A 16307-nucleotide genomic window follows, 5' to 3' on the forward strand; every position below is an offset into this window, starting at 1 on the left:
GCTAATGAGTTCGCCTTTTTATGTTTATGAAACTTTTCTTTCCTCATCTAAAGAGGATTGTATCTTACTTTGAATTTCACAGGATAATTCTTTTACATCTCTATTTATTATAGAAGCAGCAGGGATTGGCGGTAGTACTTCTACATGTATGTGTGAAGGCTTTATTCCCCAGGAATGGTTCTCGAACATGGAAGCTGTTCCTCTAATTGCAATCGGAACAATTGGTACCTCAGCATCTTTTGCCATCCTGATACCACCTGTTTTAAATTCTTTTAAACCCTTTCCCTTATTTCTCGTTCCCTCTGGAAAGATTAGAAGAGAATGTCCCTTCTTCAAAAGGTGGCTACCTTCTCGAATAGATTGAATTGCTTGTTTCCTATTTTTTCGATCGATAAAAATACAAGATATCATTTCCATCCATTCTCTAATAATCGGCATTTTTTTTATCTCTATTTTCGAAATGAATCCAAATGGTTTTTCAATATATCCTAATAGTACTGGTATATCAAAGTCCCCAACATGATTGGATACGAATAAAACCGGTCCCTTGGGAATATATTGTTGACCAGTAATATATACCGTGCTACCTGACCTTTTCATGATTCCTTTAGACCATCTCTTAGGTAGCTCATGTATAATCCGATCTCTTTCTTCTACCTTCATTACTCCACTAAGCCTCTTTACTTTATAAAGAGTGGGTATACTGTATAGAAGGTATAAACACATATAAATTAAAACATATATCATTCTGAACACAAAATATCCTCCTTGAAATTCCTCACTTTATTATACAAGAAAAAATTCTCTAATGGAGGAGAATTTCAATTTTTCAAGACTCTTTACTTTTTTTCTCTGTGATCATTACCGAAAAAGAAAAGGCACTCCAAATTTTTTGGAGTGCCTTTTCTTAATATTTATTTTCTTACAAACACCTTAAATTCATAATCATAAGGGTTTTTTTCATTCCTCTTACCTTTATCAGAGGAGATGCAAGTGAAATTCCCCCAAGGGATGCTGGGCATATATGTATCTCCTTCAAATTCATTATGAATAACTGTTACATAGAGTTTGTCTACATAAGGAATGAATTGCCTGTAAACTTCCTTACCACCCATAATAAATGTTTCACGCTCATTTGCTTCTGCTAATTGAAGAACATCTTCAACTCTATGAAGAACGATACAACCTCTTTGACTAAAATCAGTGTTTCTTGTAAGGATGACATTTTCTCTATTAGGAAGAGGCTTACCAATGGAATCAAATGTTTTTCTACCCATCACAATGGGATGACCGTCCGTTATTTTCTTAAAATATTTTAGGTCTTCTGGTAATCTCCAAGGTAAATCATTATTCTTTCCAATTAAGCCGTTCTCATCCATTGCCCATATAAAAGAAATCATACGCTCACTGCTCCTTTAATATGTGGATGTGGATTGTATTCCTCTAAGGAAAAATCTTCAAAGCTAAAACCGAATAGATCTTTTATGTCAGAATTTATTTTTAAAGTAGGTAATGATTTCGGCTCTCTTGATAACTGAAGTTTGACTTGATCCAAGTGGTTTTGATAAATGTGAACATCTCCAAATGTATGAATGAATTCTCCAACCTCTAAATCACACACTTGGGCTACCATCATGGTTAATAGTGCATAAGAAGCTATGTTAAAAGGTACACCAAGAAATACATCAGCTGAACGTTGATAAAGTTGACATGACAGTTTTCCATCTGCTACATAAAACTGAAATAAACAATGACATGGAGGTAGTGCCATATTTTCAACATCAGAGACATTCCATGCACTGACAATCATTCTTCTAGAGTCAGGGTTCTGTTTTATCGTGTGAATTAGATTGGTAATTTGATCAATGGTCTCTCCATTAGCCCCTGGCCATGACCGCCATTGATGACCGTATACAGGACCTAATTCTCCCTGTTCATCAGCCCATTCGTTCCATATACGAACACCATTTTCTTGTAAGTATTTAACGTTCGTGTCACCTTTTAAAAACCATAAGAGCTCGTGAACAATTGACTTTAAATGCAGCTTCTTAGTAGTAAGCATTGGAAATCCTTCATTTAAATCAAAACGCATCTGATAACCAAAAGTGCTTATCGTTCCAGTTCCGGTTCTATCCTCTTTTATTGTACCGTTTTCAAGTACATGTTTACACAAGTCTAAATATTGCTTCACATTAACCACCCTTTTATTTTTATAGTTCTTCAAAATATTGAAATGTAGCTGGTGCTTTCTCTTTTAAAAGATTTCTAGTTTCTGAGTTTAAAAAATACATAGCAAATGTTTCAGCAAAATATTCTTCTTTGTATTGAAGAAAGTAAGTATCATTAGGAAATAATAACGGGGCTTCTCTTTTCCAAACTGGAATCAAGGTCATATCAGAATAAAAATCATTTAGAACAAACCGGTCAATGCTGTGTGCTAATTCATGTAATTCAAGGTTTACCGAATTATGACCCTTACCCTTTTCACTATTGCCTATTTTCACCAATACAAGCTTAGATCCTCCAATACCTGGAACATCATCCCACGTTATACTTTTATTAGTGTACCCCCTAGGAGTAACTCCTTTCAAGTGACTTGTGGAAGAAAAATCAGTTAAATTTTTTTGAAACAGTCTTATTTTTATATTTTGAGAATTAGTAGACTCCAAAAGAGAAGTAGGAATGTGATCTAATCTCATAATAATTTCTTTAACCGCTTCTTTGTTATATTTTACTTCTGGTAGCAACACCATATTTTCCAGTTGACTGCTGGATTGTAAGTGTAATTGATTTTTTATGGGTGAATGTTTTAAGAGGACTCCACTATAATCGGCTTCAGTTTGATGCCATAAGAAGATTATAGTAGAGAAAACGGAGAAGAGAATAAACATGCGTTTCAATAAAGTACCTCCTTTAGGAGAGAAGTAATCACGAAATTCACTCTAACTATTATTTTACCATAATGAATCAATCCATTTAAGAATAGATTCTTTCCAGTTCTATTTAAAAAAGAAAGATCTTTTCGTAAAGATTGTTGTTTTATAAAACAGGATCTGCATGGCTCTGTCAACCAGTATTTACTGAATGGTGATGGGAACTGCTTTGCTTCCGGGGTCTTTAGCACGCCCGTTTTTCCGCAGGAGTCTACGCAGTTCCCCTCACCATATTAGATAGGTTTGTGTGACAGAGCTTAATAGGGAAAAACAAATTAAAAGAAAAGACTTTTTTTTACATGTTAATATCAACCGATGAACACTTTAAATAATGCTGTTCTTTTAAACGTAGGTAATAATATTACCTATTACAAAGAAACTCTCGCTTAGTAAATTGATTGGAACGGAAGGTGCTCGACTCCTGCGGGAATAGCGGGAAGGTACGAAAAGCGGAGGCGGCTCGCACAGCCACGACAAGCATAAGATGAATGGGCCTAAGAAGGCGCTCTTTGCCTTCTTGGACCATTTAGCTTATGACCTCGAGGGGCTAGACAAGTGAGACCCCACAGGGCTTAGCCCGAGGAGGCTCAACTCACGCCCCGCGGAAGGCGATGAAAATCCACCACTACTTTCCCTTAAAAGCAACAAACATTACCAAAAGAACCCAAAAATAAAACAAGTGCATTCGACGAGCGCACTTGTTTTACCGATTTATAGGATTAAGAAACAGTCCTCCATTGGGGTGGTGTATTTTTATCCCAATATATATTTCCTAAGTCATGATGTGCTTGAAATTGATCATGGACCGTGTGGTAGTGAAAGTTAAAATAATACCCTTCTTTAGGAGGGTTGTCTTTTCGAACGTGAAAACGAATAACATCTTCACCTGAACGATTATCATATATATGAAAAATCTTTTCAGTTTTAGCGTATTGTGGTACTTCTGAAATGATAAGTGACGTTAAGTCTTCTTCTGGAAATTGAGTTGCTGTTTCAACTATAGCCTTCTCAATCTTTGGAAGGATGAAAGATTTAAACTCGTTTTCGATGACAGGTTTAATCTTAGTCCCAAACTTTTCATAAGCGTTTTTTTCAGCTTGTACCACCATACTCTCTATAAATGCCTCACGTGAAATGACTGACTCTTCTTCCAGCTCTTCCTCTCGAGTAGACTCAACAGTGGAAGGTTTGCCATTACTTTTTGCTAGAGTATGACTATCTTCATTTAAAAAGGCTTGTGATGGAGAAACAAGACCAAATGTTAGAATAGATAATAGTATAAAAAACGACTTTCTTAGCCAGATTGACATAGATAACGTCCTTTCATATGTATTACGTCTATTATTATACTATTTTTTACGTACAAAAAGTGAAAAAGGTTTCATTTTTTTGTAGGATATAAAAATATTTATGTGGTAGTATATTATAGAGGATATTTAGTAAGGAGGATAACTAGATGGATACTGGAATTATGATTAACATTGGATACTTACTTCTATTAGGTTATTTTGTGGTACTAGGATTTACAGATTGATGTACTCCTAATCTAACGTTAGACAGGCTATTTGACGCCTGTCTATTTTATTATCCCTAACAACTACGCACGAAGTTCTATACAGTAATGACGCCAAAATGAAATTTAGACGAAGGTCTCTTTTGCACTTTGAAATTCAATTTATCAAATAGCGGAGACTGGTAATGCTCTTTTAAAATGACTCTTTTCTTCGCTACTCTCTTCGCTTGTGTTACCACCTCATTTGATAAACCAGAATAATGGGCCCAATTTCGTATTGGATTAATTCCATTTGAATCTGTAAGTGCTTCTTCGAACATTGGATCAAAATAAACTACATCATATCGATTATCAGGAAATGATCGTAATACTTCCTCGAAGTAACCATTCATAACGGTGATTCTACTCATAGCTTCATTTAGTTCACGAAGTGGTGATTTCCATTCCTTCAAACCTTTTGCAATAATATGTGAAATATACTTATTAGCCTCTATACCTACTACTTCTCCACTTTCACCACAAACATGACTGGCGATAATACTGTCTGATGCTAATCCTAATGTACAATCAAGAAAGCTCATTCCTTCCTCAAGTTCTGCTATTTCAATGAGGGGATCACTTTCATTTCTTAGTACTCTTTTAATTCGGAAAGATGCTGAATTTGGATGAAAGAAAAATGGGTCACTTTTTCCTTCTCTCGTGTATAATTCTGCCCTTTCTTTTCCAATAACCAAACAATCTTGATCATATTCATTCATGTGATCTGGAATGGACCTTTTATTTCTAGGAATATAAGAAAGACCCAGTTCCTCTGCTGTTTGATTTGCTTTTCTTATCACTTCTGGATTTACTTTTCCACATGTTGTTACAAACACCATTCTATTCTCCTTTGTCAGGCTAAGAGGAATTCCTTTCATTTCTCCGTATGAGAAAGCGAGGGGATGTTCTCCTTAATAGGAGTGACATCATACCTTATATCATTTTAAATCAATCTTTGAGAAAGGCTCTTTTCGTAAACTTTGTGGCTATTAAGGAACAGTAGTGGTTGTTGTGGTTAGGGGAACTGCGTATTTTCCTATGGAAAAACGGGCGTGCTAACGACCCCGGAAGCGATGCAGTTCCCCTCACCTTTCAGTATATACCAGAGCCTTACAGATCCTGTTTTATAAAACAACAATCATTACGAAAAGAGCATGAATATAAGAGCCTTCATTAAAAATCACCTGATCATATTCATCTTTTTATATTTTATCGTAACATATAAAGAGGCGGGTGACTTAATTAAGTCATCCGCCTCTTTTTAATAGTCTAAGCTAATTAACAATGTGAGTTAAATGCGGTTGTTAAGTTATTAATAATAGAAGAAATATCATGATCTTCAATTTCTTCACGTGGAATAAAATGAACTACTTTGTTTCCTTTTAATAGTGCCATTGAAGGTGAAGATGGTTCGTATCCTTCAAAATAATCTCTCATTTTAGCTGTTGCTTCTTTATCTTGACCAGCAAAAACGGTCACAAGGTGATCAGGAGTTTTTTCATTATTCATAATGGATTGGGTGGCAGCCGGTCTCGCTAACCCTGCTGCACATCCACATACTGAATTTACTACTACGAGAGTTGTGCCTTCTGTGTTTTCCATATATTTCTGAACATCTTCTTCTGTTCCAAGCTCTTTAAAACCTGCTTGTGTAAGTTCTTGCCTCATAGGTTGAACTAACTGTCTCATGTATTCTTCATATGCCATTGACATTCTATTCATTCCTCCCTGATGATGGTTCTGTATGACGAGCTTCAGTCATTTGTTTCCAAACTGAGCCTTTCGCTTCCTCTCCGCCTTCAATTCGTTCAATTGCCATTTTTACTTGTAATTTCACTTCAAATTCTGGATCATTTTCCGCTTCTTTCAATCCTGGTAATGCAGATGCATCTCCTACCTCATATAGAAACATAGCTGCTCTCCATCTAACAAGCTTACTTTTATCCTTTAAGGCTTTAACCATTTCCGGCATAGCACTTTCATAACCTAAATCTGATAAACAATCTCCAGCTGTTCTTCGCACCGTTACTGACTTATCAGTAAGGCCTCTATATAATAATGGAAGAACGTTTTCATCTTCAATCATTCCTAAATATACAACAGCAAGGCGACGAATGGAAACTTTTTCATCCTCAAGAGCCTTTTCTAATAGAGGAAGATCTTCAATAGAGGGATCGTCCATTGATTCAAGAAGTTGGTACCTTGTTTGCCAATCAGGGGCGTTGAATTCCTCTAAGGATACCTTCTGTTTTTTCTTTTGAGAATGCTGAAGCTGCTGATTTTTTTCTTCAGTTCTATCTACCATGCTTGATAGTCTGGATGGTGGATATGCAGCCACTAACTCTTCAATTACACTGTTCCCTATCTCATCTAAATCACCATAACGTATTCCATAGTCCTTCCACTTTCTAAGAAGCACTACATTGTCACCTTCTTTTTGAGCATGACTAATGGCTTCGAGAAATGAACCCGGTAGTGAGAATCGTTTTTCTTGTTCTCCATCAGTGACTTTGACCTGCATAGGAATCTCTTTGAACACTTGGACTGAAACATTTATTTCTCCAAAGTGTTCCTCCATATGAGATTGACCAGAATGGTCTGAAGCTTCCTCACCAAATGCCTTTCTCACATGAGGTAAAAGCTCCTCCCAATCAAATTTCGCATTTCGTTCTACTGCCAAAAAATCCGCTACATGGTAAACACCTTTAATACCCTCTATGTTTAGGATTTCTTTAATGACAGAGGGTGCACCTTCTGTTTGATTTTGTTTATAATTATTGCTTTTCCCTGCCTGTAGTTCTTCATTTAGAAGAACTTTCATTGTATTGGGGCTAGGTGTAGGCTCAATTGATTTTATCTTCAAAATAATTCCCCTTTCGATTCGAAAGTCATCACTTTGTATTCAGTTTAACATAGACATTCACATGTAATAAGCGAAGAGCATTACTCAGCCAACTCTGAAAGATACGTCCATCGTTCAATAAGTTGTTCTAGTTGATTATTTAACGTTTGGCTTTCATCCATTAACTGCTGTGCTCTTTCAAAATTACTGCCAACACTTTGTAGTTCTGTTTCTACATCTTCAATCTTTCCTTCTATTGCTGCTATCTTATCTTCAATTTCATCCCATTCACGCTTTTCCATATAGGAAAGTCTTTTCTTTTTGTCTTTATCTTTAGACACATTTGTCGTTGTGTCGACTTGCTTTTTCTGACTTTCTTGCAGCTTTTGCTCTGCTTCTGCCTTCTCTAAATAGTCCGTGTATTCTCCATAATAGAATTCAATATGACCTTCTCCATTAAAGACAAGTAATTGTTCTGCTGTCTTATCCAGGAAATAGCGATCATGTGAAACGGTTACAACCACTCCACCAAATTCTTGTATATAATCTTCTAACACTGTCAGGGTTTCTGTGTCCAAATCATTTGTAGGCTCATCCAGTAAGAGAACATTCGGTTTTAACATTAATAGCCTGAGCAAGAACAGCCTACGCTTCTCTCCACCAGATAGTTTCCGAATGAGGGTACCGTGTGTACTCATAGGAAATAAAAATCGTTCCAGCATAGATGTGACAGAAATTTGCTCACCTTTTTCAGTTGTTATATATTCCCCAGCTTCTCTAATGTATTCAATCATTCGCATACTTTCATCTAATTCTTCATGGTCCTGTGTATAATATGCGATTTTAACTGTTTGTCCTTTTATTAACTCACCACTCGAAAGCTCATCTGTACCAGCTAGAATGTTAAGGAGTGTCGATTTACCACTCCCGTTTTTACCAACTACCCCTATACGGTCACCAGGTTTGATAAGATAGTTAAAATCACTTAGAATCACCTTATTCTCAAATGTCTTAGTGGCATTCTTTAGTTCAAATACTTGCTTCCCTAAACGGTTGCCCCCTATTGCCATGTCCACCTGGCCATTTGAAGGTCCTGATTTCATATTGTCTTCTAAATTTTCAAATCGTTGGATACGAGCTTTTTGTTTTGTTGAGCGAGCTTTTGCTCCTCTTCTCATCCAAGCAAGTTCTCTTCGGTATAAGTTCTGCTGTTTCTCAGACAGTTGACGCTCAGTCTCTTCCCTGGATGCTTTAGCTTCGATGAATGATGCATAATTCCCTTTGTAGGAGTATAACCTTCCCCCATCCAGCTCAAAAATTCTATTTGTCACTTTATCTAAAAAATATCGATCATGGGTAACAATCAACACTGAGCCATTATATTTCCCTAAATAATCTTCAAGCCATTTAATTGACTGATAATCAAGGTGGTTTGTTGGCTCATCTAAAATCAATAAGTCAGGGGTTTCAATAAGAACGCCTGCAAGGGCAACTCTCTTTTTCTGACCACCTGACAGTTCTTTCATTTTCTTAGAGAAGTCTTCAATCCCTAACTTAGTTAGAATAGATTTTGCATTTGCATTTGCATCCCAGGCATGAAGGACATCCATTTGTTTTTGAGCTTCAAATAACCTATCTTGAACACCAGGGTCCTCAGGATGTCTTTCCAAGCTCATTAATGCCATTTCATATTGCCTCATGGCTTGAATGATTTTGGCTTCACCTCGAAACACTTGCTGAATAACAGTGAGATCTCCATCAAAAGCAGGATCTTGATGTAAATACGAAATTTGGTAATCATTTGGCATGGTTAGCTCACCAGTATCATATTCTTCTATTCCTGCGATGAGTTTTAATAAACTCGACTTACCTGTTCCATTTACACCAATAAGACCGACTCGCTCTTTTTCGTTAATAGAAAATGAAATCTCTTTAAAGAGGGTTTTTTCACCATATGTCTTTGATAGATTCTCAGCTGCTAACATTCTCATTCTTGACCATTCCATTCCTTATAAAATTGCTCTAAAAATTGAAGCATATATGTATGACGTTCTTCTGCTAGTTGTCTGCCTGTTTCAGTGCACATTAAATCTTTTATTCTCAATAACTTTTCATAAAAGTGATGGATACTCGAACTTTTTCCATTTCTATATTCTTCTACAGTCATTTCTTTCCTGACACTAATATTTGGGTCATAAATCGGCTGACCTTTATATCCTCCATAGGCAAATGCTCTGGCGATACCAATTGCACCTATGGAATCCAGTCGATCTGCATCTCTTACCACTTTAGCTTCAAGAGAAGTCAAAGGTGCTTCGTTTCCGCCTTTAAAAGAGATAGAATAAATAATAGAAATAAGCTGACCTTTCTCCTTAAGTGTTAGAGATAAGCTTGAAATGATTTTTTCTAATTTTTCATCTCCAGCTTCTTTAGATGAATTTAATTTTTCATCAGGGATATCATGAAGCAAAGCTGCAAGCTCAACTATATGTAAATTTGTGACGTTTTCTTTCATAGCAATTATACGTGAAAGATCCTTAACACGTTCAAGGTGATACCAATCATGGCCAGTACACTCAGAAAGATATTCACTCTTTAAGAACTTCATTACATTTCCTAATTCTGTTCGATTCATATATCTTCCTCACCTTCTATACTATTGTAACAAAAAAGGCACCCTAAGATAAGAAAAGGGAATTTGACAAATATTGTTCTTCTCTAAAAAAGGAGAGAACGATAAGATCATCAACCTTATCGTTCTCTCCTTTTTTCTATATCTCAATATTCTCTTCAAACCAACTAATCCCTATTGTATTCGCTCCAGCATGTACCCCAATGACGGCTCCTAATGGATAGGCACCGAATTGGATATCTGGATATGCATGACTCAATTCCTCTATCCAGTCCAATGCTTCATTACGATTTAACCCGTGTAATACTGAAACGTTAGTAATATTCTTTGTTTTTAATGCTTCATCTAAAAGGTCACTCATTCTACTTAACCCTTTTTTAATACTTCTTACTTTATCCTTGACCTCTAGTTTTCCGTCTTGGATTGAAAGCATGGGTTTAATGTTAAGCACACTTCCTAAAAAGAAAGACAAACCGTTCATTCTACCACTTTTATGTAGTTGCTCTAAGCTCCCGACCATTACATATACCTCACCGGTAACTAATTTTTTCTCAATAGCTTTCTTAATGTCTTCAGGACTCTTACCAATTGCTTGCAGTTTCTGACCAAACATGATTAGTTCTGTTAAGGGATTGGACAGAGTCTTTGAATCTATACAGTAAATGTTCGGCACCGATTCTTTTAAAAGCTCTGCTGCTTGATAAGCAGATGAAAAAGTACCACTAAAATGAGAAGATACATGGATTGAGATTATATAGTCATACTCTAGTGAAAGTTGTTCAAATAATTCTTTAAACGTTCCAATTGAAGGTTGAGATGTTTTCACTTCTACCTTTTCCTCTTTTAACTTGGAAAATAATTCTTCTAGAGATAGGTCCACGCCATCTTGATATTCTGTTTCTCCAAAAATAATATTCATTGGAACAATATAAATATGGTTCTCTTTACTAACTGAACGATTTTGGACGTAAGCAGTACTATCTGTTACCCAAGCAATTTTCATTGTAAAATCCCCTTTTTAACATTTATATGAACTTATACCTTTGCTAGAAGTCTAGTTGTCCATCTCACCTAACGTTTTCACTGAAAAGGAAATCATTTGAAAAAGATCATCTACCATTTCTTCTGTAATGACTCTATTAAATGTTAACACACCTTCTACTTTAGAGGGATGCAGGGTGGACTCCACTTTTCTCCATTCCCAGCTTTTATCCATTCCCCAAGTTTCTTCTAGTGTGCTTCTCTCATTACTTAACGTTTCACTGCCAATATAAATAATTTTTATTTCAGCACCAGCCTTATTTTTATCTGTCATCATTTTTCTTTCTGCTAAAAAATGACCCATATTTGCTTTTAATTGAAGGATGATGGAAACATTTCTGTTTTGTGGTAGACAATATTGAATTTGATAACAACGTTCATAATGAGCAAAATCAAATAAATCTTTCCGGTCAATTATTTCTATTTCACCCGTAAGATCTTGATCATACACTGCTCCTTCTAGTACAACCTTTAAGTTGTCAAAAGCGGTTGGATCAAACATCTTTCTCCCTCCATACAACTTTTATTATTTAGGTTTACCCCTGTTAAAACAATCCTAGAGCCTTGCCATCTTTATCTACATCCATGTTAAGGGCAGCAGGTTTTTTAGGTAAACCTGGCATCGTCATTACTTCTCCTGTTAAAGCAATGATAAATCCAGCTCCAATTCTCGGTTGAAGCTCTCGGATCGTGATGGTAAAGTCCTCCGGTCTACCACGTTTCGATGGGTCATCAGATAATGAATATTGAGTCTTTGCCATACAGACTGGTAACAAACCCCACCCTTGCTCTTCAAATTGTTTGAGTTGCTTTTTTGACTTACCAGTAAATTCTACTCCCCGTGCTCCATAAACCTTTTTAGCAATCGTTTCAATTTTGCTCTGAAGGGTATCTGAAAGATTGTACAGTGGACTGTATTCATTCTTATTTTTATCTATTTCTATCAACACCTTTTGAGCCAGTTCTACTCCCCCTGCTCCACCATTTGCCCATACTTCTGTTATCGAAACCTGAACACCTTGAAGTTCACACCAGTTAATAAGTAAAGCTATCTCCTCATCGCTATCAGAATCAAAGCGGTTGACTGCAATCACGTATGGTACATTAAATTCAGCTATCGTTTCCATATGTTTCTTTAGATTCGATAGGCCGTTTTTCAATGCATCAACATCCTTAATGTGAAGCGTGTCCTTCTGTTGTCCACCATGCATCTTTAATGCACGAACAGTTGCCACAATGACTACAACATTTGGAGAGATCCCAGCTATTCGTGATTTAATATTTAAAAATTTCTCTGCTCCTAAATCCGCACCAAACCCTGCTTCTGTGACTACATAATCAGCAAGCTTCAAGGCAGTTTTTGTTCCCATGATACTGTTACAGCCATGGGCAATATTAGCAAAAGGTCCACCATGAACCAGAGCAGGTGTTTGACCGATAGTTTGAACTAAATTTGGCTTTAAGGCGTCCTTTAATATTAGAGTCAAAGCACCTTCTACTCCAAGATCACCAACAGTTACTGGTTCATTAGAATCGGAATAGGCTACCACCATTTGAGCCAGCTTTGCTTTTAACTCCTCTAAATCATTAGATAAACATAATACAGCCATAATCTCTGAAGCCACTGTAATGTCAAAGCCATCTTCTCGTGGAACTCCTTGAACTGGTCCACCTAAACCTACAACAATTTTCCTTAAGGCACGATCATTCATATCCAGAGCTCGTTTCCAGACAATTTTTCTTGAATCAATATTCAACTCATTTCCTTGATGAAGGTGATTATCAAGGAAAGCAGCTAATGCATTATTTGCTGTCGTTATAGCATGAATATCACCAGTGAAATGGAGGTTGATATCTTCCATGGGCAAGACTTGAGAGTAACCTCCACCTGTCGCCCCACCTTTCATCCCCATAGTTGGACCTAATGAGGGTTCTCTCATGGCGATAATGGTTGATTTATTTAATTGATTTAGAGCATCTCCAAGTCCTACTGTTACCGTTGATTTCCCTTCACCAGCGGCAGTTGGATTGATCGAAGTAACTAAAATGAGTTTTCCATCGGAATGATCTTTTAAATTATGTATAGCTTCATATGAAATTTTCCCCTTATATTTCCCGTAAAGCTCAATATCATCTTCTTTAAGTCCCATCTCCCTGGCAATATCTAATATAGGAAGGAGCTTTGCTTCTTGGGCAATTTGTATATCTGGTTTCATATTCTTAGTTGTTGTCATGTATGTACCTCCACCGTTTTCAATCTTTATGTATGATAAAAAAATTGAAAAATCATTTACAAAAATACCTTATTTTCCTTATACGTACTTTACATTGAATTTGTACTCTAACTATATGGTTATCTAGTTTATATTGTACACCAAAAGCCTACTATAACACTGAAATTCTATTCAGGCTAAACTTGTAAATTTTACTCATTTACCTTTTTTCAGGGGGTATACGATTGCGACAAGAAAAGTCCATTTTAATTTTAACTTCACATTTTGGGGAAGGACATATTCAAACAGCCCAGACTATTGCCAATGAATTTAGAGCAAAAGGATATTCCCAAGTTCACGTGTGTGACCTTTATGGTGAAGCCTATCCCGCGATTCATTCGTTAGCTCAAAATTTACTTAAAAAAGGATTTTCAAAGTTTGGTGCACCTTTTTATAAAGCTTTTTATTATGGTACAGATAAATTATCCTCAAGAGGCCTAAGCTATTTTTATCAGCATCTTGGAAAAAAGAGATTAATGGAGTTAGCTAATGTCTATCATCCTTCCCTTATCATTACAACGTTCCCACTTCATGCTGGACCTTATTTGCGTTCAACATTAACGATTCCTACCTATACCATAATAACTGACTATTGTGCACATCCCCTTTGGGTACATCCAAAAATAGAAAAATATTATGTTGCTTCAGAATATGTCAAAAACACTCTTATATCTTACGGAGTAAATGATCATCAAATACTAGTTAGCGGCATACCCATTCGATCTAATTTCCAACACCTACAACCTAATACCAAACATGAATTTAATCTAAATAAAAACAAAAAAACCGTTACCATTATGGGTGGCGGATTAGGACTTATCCCTAATTTAGAACCCCTATTGAACTCGTTATCTCAGAACAAGAAAATTCAAGTTGCCGTTGTGTGTGGTAAAAATAATGTGTTACGTAAGCACTTAAATGAGTGTGCAACGAATTGGAACAAAAATATTGTCATCCTTGGTTATGTACCCAAAATAGAAAAACTTCTTTCAATGACCGATTGTCTAGTTACAAAATCAGGAGCTTTATCTTTAACTGAGGCTGCTTCATTAAAGTTGCCTATTATCTTATTTAAGCCCACACCTGGCCAAGAACTTGAAAATGCAAACTACTTTTTACAGCAATCTGCCGCTCTAACCTATAAAAATAAAGAAGAATTGTTGGACAATATTAATAAATGTTTATTTGATGAAAAAATACGTAATCGTTTATCAAACCAAATATACTCTCTTTATAATAAACATGCTTGTCCTTCAATCGCAGTTGACATTTTAACTCATCAAAAGGGAAACAAAACAATCAGGAAGAGGAGAGTGTAAACGGAAACCTTAACAACTGTCCTTCCCTTTATCCATTTCCGAAGGGAAGGACAAATTCATAGGCTCCCTTACACTTTAAACATAAATAAAGTCATAAATGTAAGAGCCTGTTTTAATTCATTTGAAAGAGATTCAGTCAATGTATCATTGACTCCTTTTTTATATACCCATTCCTCATCAACTTTCTTCCATCCTTTTTCACTCGCAAGTCTCTCTAATTCCCAGGGCATCAGAGTGTTACAGATAAAATCTTCCCCGTATAGTCTAGGGTAAGACTTATCCCTCGGGTGAGCAGTAGGACCAAGTAAACCTATACAAATAAAGCCTCCAGTATCTACCACTCTTTCGATTTCGTTCAGTGTATGAAGTGGTGTCTCAGTCCATTCAATCGAATTAATAGCCATCACTGCTTGAAATCGTTTATCTTCAAACGGGAGTGAAGATAAATCTCCTTGAATGAACGTTAATCCTTCTTTTTCTTGTTTTTTCGCGATCTCAACCATTTGTTCAGAAAAATCCATCCCTGTCACTTGATATCCGTTTTTGAATAAAAGGTAAGATCCATAGCCATCTCCACATCCTAAATCACCTACATTTAACCCTTTATCTATATGTTTACTAAAAAAAGGAATGATTTTCTTCCTACTTCCGTTTGACCAGTTTTCTACACTCTTCGAATGCCAATTCTCTGCGTTTGAATCCCAAAGATTTTTTGCACTGTTATGCCATGTTGATTGATCCATTTTTACACCTCAAATTATTATTTCTTTCTCTCTAATTTAAATTCTTAATTAGAGCTAAAAGTCCTTCTTTTTCCAAGCTGTTTCTTTATAATTGTTCGTTTGAATAACCTACATCTTTTCCTTTTCCTCTTATGATTACCATATAAATTGTCCATACTATTCCTACATACTCAACATGAAAGGAGAACAGCTCTTATGGAAGAAATCACAAAAGTCCAACGAAACTATCTTGGTGAAGTTATTAGTTTTCAAACCTCTACCGGTAGAATCATCTCCTATAGAAAAGCAGTGTTAGAAGCCTCTGAAGGCCTATTACAAGGTGTTGCAGTCCTTGAAAATGAATGGGGAGAAAGTGAATTAACTAGTGAGGGTTTGAATGATACCAGTTTTAATGAATATCCAACGATATTCTAATTTCTGTTTTTTAAAAAATTAGCTCAAACAAGTAAAAAGGACTGAAATGATTATTACCATTCAGTCCTTTCTCTTATTACTCGTTGCGACTTTGAATTACTCGTAGTTCTTCAATTCTCTTTTTTTCTTCTTCAAAGAATTGAACAAGATCACCAATTCGATCGATGGAATCCCAACTTAAGTGATGCTCAATTCCTTCAACATCTTCATAGATATGCTCTTCTTTTACCCCAATTACTCTAAGAAATTGTTCTAATAGCTCATGTCTATATACTAAACGTTTTCCAACTTTACTACCTTTTGGAGTTAGAACAAGACCACGATATTTCTCATAAACGAGGTAATCATCCTTATCTAACTTCTGCACCATTTTGGTAACGGAGGAGGGATGGACAGATAAAGCTTCGGCGATATCTGATACTCTTGCATAACCTTTATTCTCAATCAACATATAAATCTGTTCTATATAATCTTCCATACTTGGTGTAGGCATTCTGTACCCTCCAAATTCCCATAAATATCATTAAAAATTTTACTATAAGAATAGAAGTAATACAA

Annotated in this window: 17 protein-coding genes; 2 read left to right on the plus strand and 15 right to left on the minus strand. The window is 36.0% G+C overall.

Features of this window, described 5'->3' with window-relative positions; translation table 11 throughout:
• Positions 1-24 precede the first annotated feature (24 nt).
• The 13 genes from IQI_RS03605 to IQI_RS03665 all read right to left on the minus strand — a co-directional run bounded on the left by IQI_RS03605 (position 25) and on the right by IQI_RS03665 (position 13234).
• Positions 25-747, minus strand: coding sequence for a lysophospholipid acyltransferase family protein (locus IQI_RS03605; protein ID WP_231893379.1), 723 nt, complete (start codon positions 745-747; stop codon positions 25-27).
• A gap of 167 nt (positions 748-914) precedes the next feature.
• Entirely contained in the window at positions 915-1400 is a 486-nt protein-coding gene (locus tag IQI_RS03610) for a dihydrofolate reductase (RefSeq protein ID WP_064091373.1), read from the minus strand.
• On the minus strand, positions 1397-2191 hold the full coding sequence (locus IQI_RS03615) for a thymidylate synthase (RefSeq protein ID WP_064091374.1): 795 nt from the start codon (positions 2189-2191) through the stop codon (positions 1397-1399). Before IQI_RS03615 ends, IQI_RS03610 begins: the two co-directional genes overlap by 4 nt.
• Positions 2192-2210: 19 nt before the next feature.
• Positions 2211-2891: an anthrax toxin lethal factor-related metalloendopeptidase gene (locus IQI_RS03620; protein WP_082892575.1), complete on the minus strand. Its 681-nt coding sequence runs from the start codon at positions 2889-2891 to the stop codon at positions 2211-2213.
• Between the two features lie 761 nt (positions 2892-3652).
• Positions 3653-4243: a YpjP family protein gene (locus IQI_RS03625; protein ID WP_064091376.1), complete on the minus strand. Its 591-nt coding sequence runs from the start codon at positions 4241-4243 to the stop codon at positions 3653-3655.
• 301 nt (positions 4244-4544) lie between these two features.
• Positions 4545-5321, minus strand: a complete 777-nt coding sequence (locus tag IQI_RS03630) for a class I SAM-dependent methyltransferase (RefSeq protein WP_064091434.1) — start codon at positions 5319-5321, stop codon at positions 4545-4547.
• 442 nt (positions 5322-5763) lie between these two features.
• Entirely contained in the window at positions 5764-6198 is a 435-nt protein-coding gene (locus IQI_RS03635; RefSeq protein WP_064091377.1) for a BrxA/BrxB family bacilliredoxin, read from the minus strand.
• A gap of 1 nt (position 6199) precedes the next feature.
• Positions 6200-7348 carry a conserved virulence factor C family protein gene (locus IQI_RS03640; protein ID WP_064091378.1) on the minus strand — a complete coding sequence of 383 codons (1149 nt, stop codon included), beginning with the start codon at positions 7346-7348 and terminating at the stop codon, positions 6200-6202.
• Between the two features lie 80 nt (positions 7349-7428).
• Positions 7429-9318, minus strand: a complete 1890-nt coding sequence (locus IQI_RS03645; protein WP_064091379.1) for an ABC-F family ATP-binding cassette domain-containing protein — start codon at positions 9316-9318, stop codon at positions 7429-7431.
• A complete protein-coding gene (locus tag IQI_RS03650; RefSeq protein ID WP_064091380.1) occupies positions 9315-9962 on the minus strand; it encodes an HD domain-containing protein in 648 nt (215 codons plus the stop codon). The genes IQI_RS03645 and IQI_RS03650 overlap by 4 nt, the downstream gene beginning before the upstream one ends.
• 136 nt (positions 9963-10098) lie before the next feature.
• Positions 10099-10962 carry a DegV family protein gene (locus IQI_RS03655; RefSeq protein WP_064091381.1) on the minus strand — a complete coding sequence of 288 codons (864 nt, stop codon included), beginning with the start codon at positions 10960-10962 and terminating at the stop codon, positions 10099-10101.
• A gap of 51 nt (positions 10963-11013) precedes the next feature.
• Complete coding sequence (locus IQI_RS03660; RefSeq protein ID WP_064091382.1) at positions 11014-11502, minus strand: hypothetical protein; 489 nt, start codon at positions 11500-11502, stop codon at positions 11014-11016.
• A 43-nt stretch (positions 11503-11545) separates the two neighbouring features.
• Entirely contained in the window at positions 11546-13234 is a 1689-nt protein-coding gene (locus IQI_RS03665) for a formate--tetrahydrofolate ligase (RefSeq protein ID WP_064091383.1), read from the minus strand.
• Between the two features lie 224 nt (positions 13235-13458).
• Here IQI_RS03665 and IQI_RS03670 point away from each other — a divergent pair, with 224 nt between their 5' ends.
• Entirely contained in the window at positions 13459-14592 is a 1134-nt protein-coding gene (locus IQI_RS03670; RefSeq protein WP_064091384.1) for an MGDG synthase family glycosyltransferase, read from the plus strand.
• Between the two features lie 68 nt (positions 14593-14660).
• On the opposite strand, the gene IQI_RS03675 is transcribed toward IQI_RS03670, so the two are convergent.
• The gene (locus tag IQI_RS03675) at positions 14661-15335 is read right to left on the minus strand and encodes a class I SAM-dependent methyltransferase (protein ID WP_064091385.1); all 675 of its coding nucleotides are present in this window, start codon (positions 15333-15335) and stop codon (positions 14661-14663) included.
• A 195-nt stretch (positions 15336-15530) separates the two neighbouring features.
• Here IQI_RS03675 and IQI_RS03680 point away from each other — a divergent pair, with 195 nt between their 5' ends.
• Positions 15531-15749, plus strand: coding sequence for a DUF3892 domain-containing protein (locus tag IQI_RS03680; protein ID WP_064091386.1), 219 nt, complete (start codon positions 15531-15533; stop codon positions 15747-15749).
• Positions 15750-15825: 76 nt separating this feature from the next.
• Here IQI_RS03680 and mntR read toward each other — a convergent pair whose 3' ends face one another.
• Entirely contained in the window at positions 15826-16242 is a 417-nt protein-coding gene (gene mntR, locus IQI_RS03685) for a transcriptional regulator MntR (RefSeq protein ID WP_064091387.1), read from the minus strand.
• Positions 16243-16307 lie beyond the last annotated feature (65 nt).

This window comes from Rossellomorea aquimaris TF-12 (genome assembly GCF_001648555.1).
Classification (GTDB): Bacteria; Bacillota; Bacilli; order Bacillales; family Bacillaceae_B; genus Rossellomorea; species Rossellomorea aquimaris.

Bases quoted from the DNA above. Each gene is read 5' to 3' on its own strand.
- IQI_RS03635 (WP_064091377.1), bottom strand. From the start codon at position 6,198: ATGTCAATGGCATATGAAGAATACATGAGACAGTTAGTTCAACCTATG.
- IQI_RS03645 (WP_064091379.1), bottom strand. From the start codon at position 9,318: ATGAGAATGTTAGCAGCTGAGAATCTATCAAAGACATATGGTGAAAAA.
- IQI_RS03680 (WP_064091386.1), top strand. From the start codon at position 15,531: ATGGAAGAAATCACAAAAGTCCAACGAAACTATCTTGGTGAAGTTATT.
- IQI_RS03605 (WP_231893379.1), bottom strand. From the start codon at position 747: ATGATATATGTTTTAATTTATATGTGTTTATACCTTCTATACAGTATA.
- IQI_RS03625 (WP_064091376.1), bottom strand. From the start codon at position 4,243: ATGTCAATCTGGCTAAGAAAGTCGTTTTTTATACTATTATCTATTCTA.
- IQI_RS03665 (WP_064091383.1), bottom strand. From the start codon at position 13,234: ATGACAACAACTAAGAATATGAAACCAGATATACAAATTGCCCAAGAA.
- mntR (WP_064091387.1), bottom strand. From the start codon at position 16,242: ATGCCTACACCAAGTATGGAAGATTATATAGAACAGATTTATATGTTG.
- IQI_RS03610 (WP_064091373.1), bottom strand. From the start codon at position 1,400: ATGATTTCTTTTATATGGGCAATGGATGAGAACGGCTTAATTGGAAAG.
- IQI_RS03655 (WP_064091381.1), bottom strand. From the start codon at position 10,962: ATGAAAATTGCTTGGGTAACAGATAGTACTGCTTACGTCCAAAATCGT.
- IQI_RS03650 (WP_064091380.1), bottom strand. From the start codon at position 9,962: ATGAATCGAACAGAATTAGGAAATGTAATGAAGTTCTTAAAGAGTGAA.
- IQI_RS03620 (WP_082892575.1), bottom strand. From the start codon at position 2,891: ATGTTTATTCTCTTCTCCGTTTTCTCTACTATAATCTTCTTATGGCAT.
- IQI_RS03660 (WP_064091382.1), bottom strand. From the start codon at position 11,502: ATGTTTGATCCAACCGCTTTTGACAACTTAAAGGTTGTACTAGAAGGA.
- IQI_RS03675 (WP_064091385.1), bottom strand. From the start codon at position 15,335: ATGGATCAATCAACATGGCATAACAGTGCAAAAAATCTTTGGGATTCA.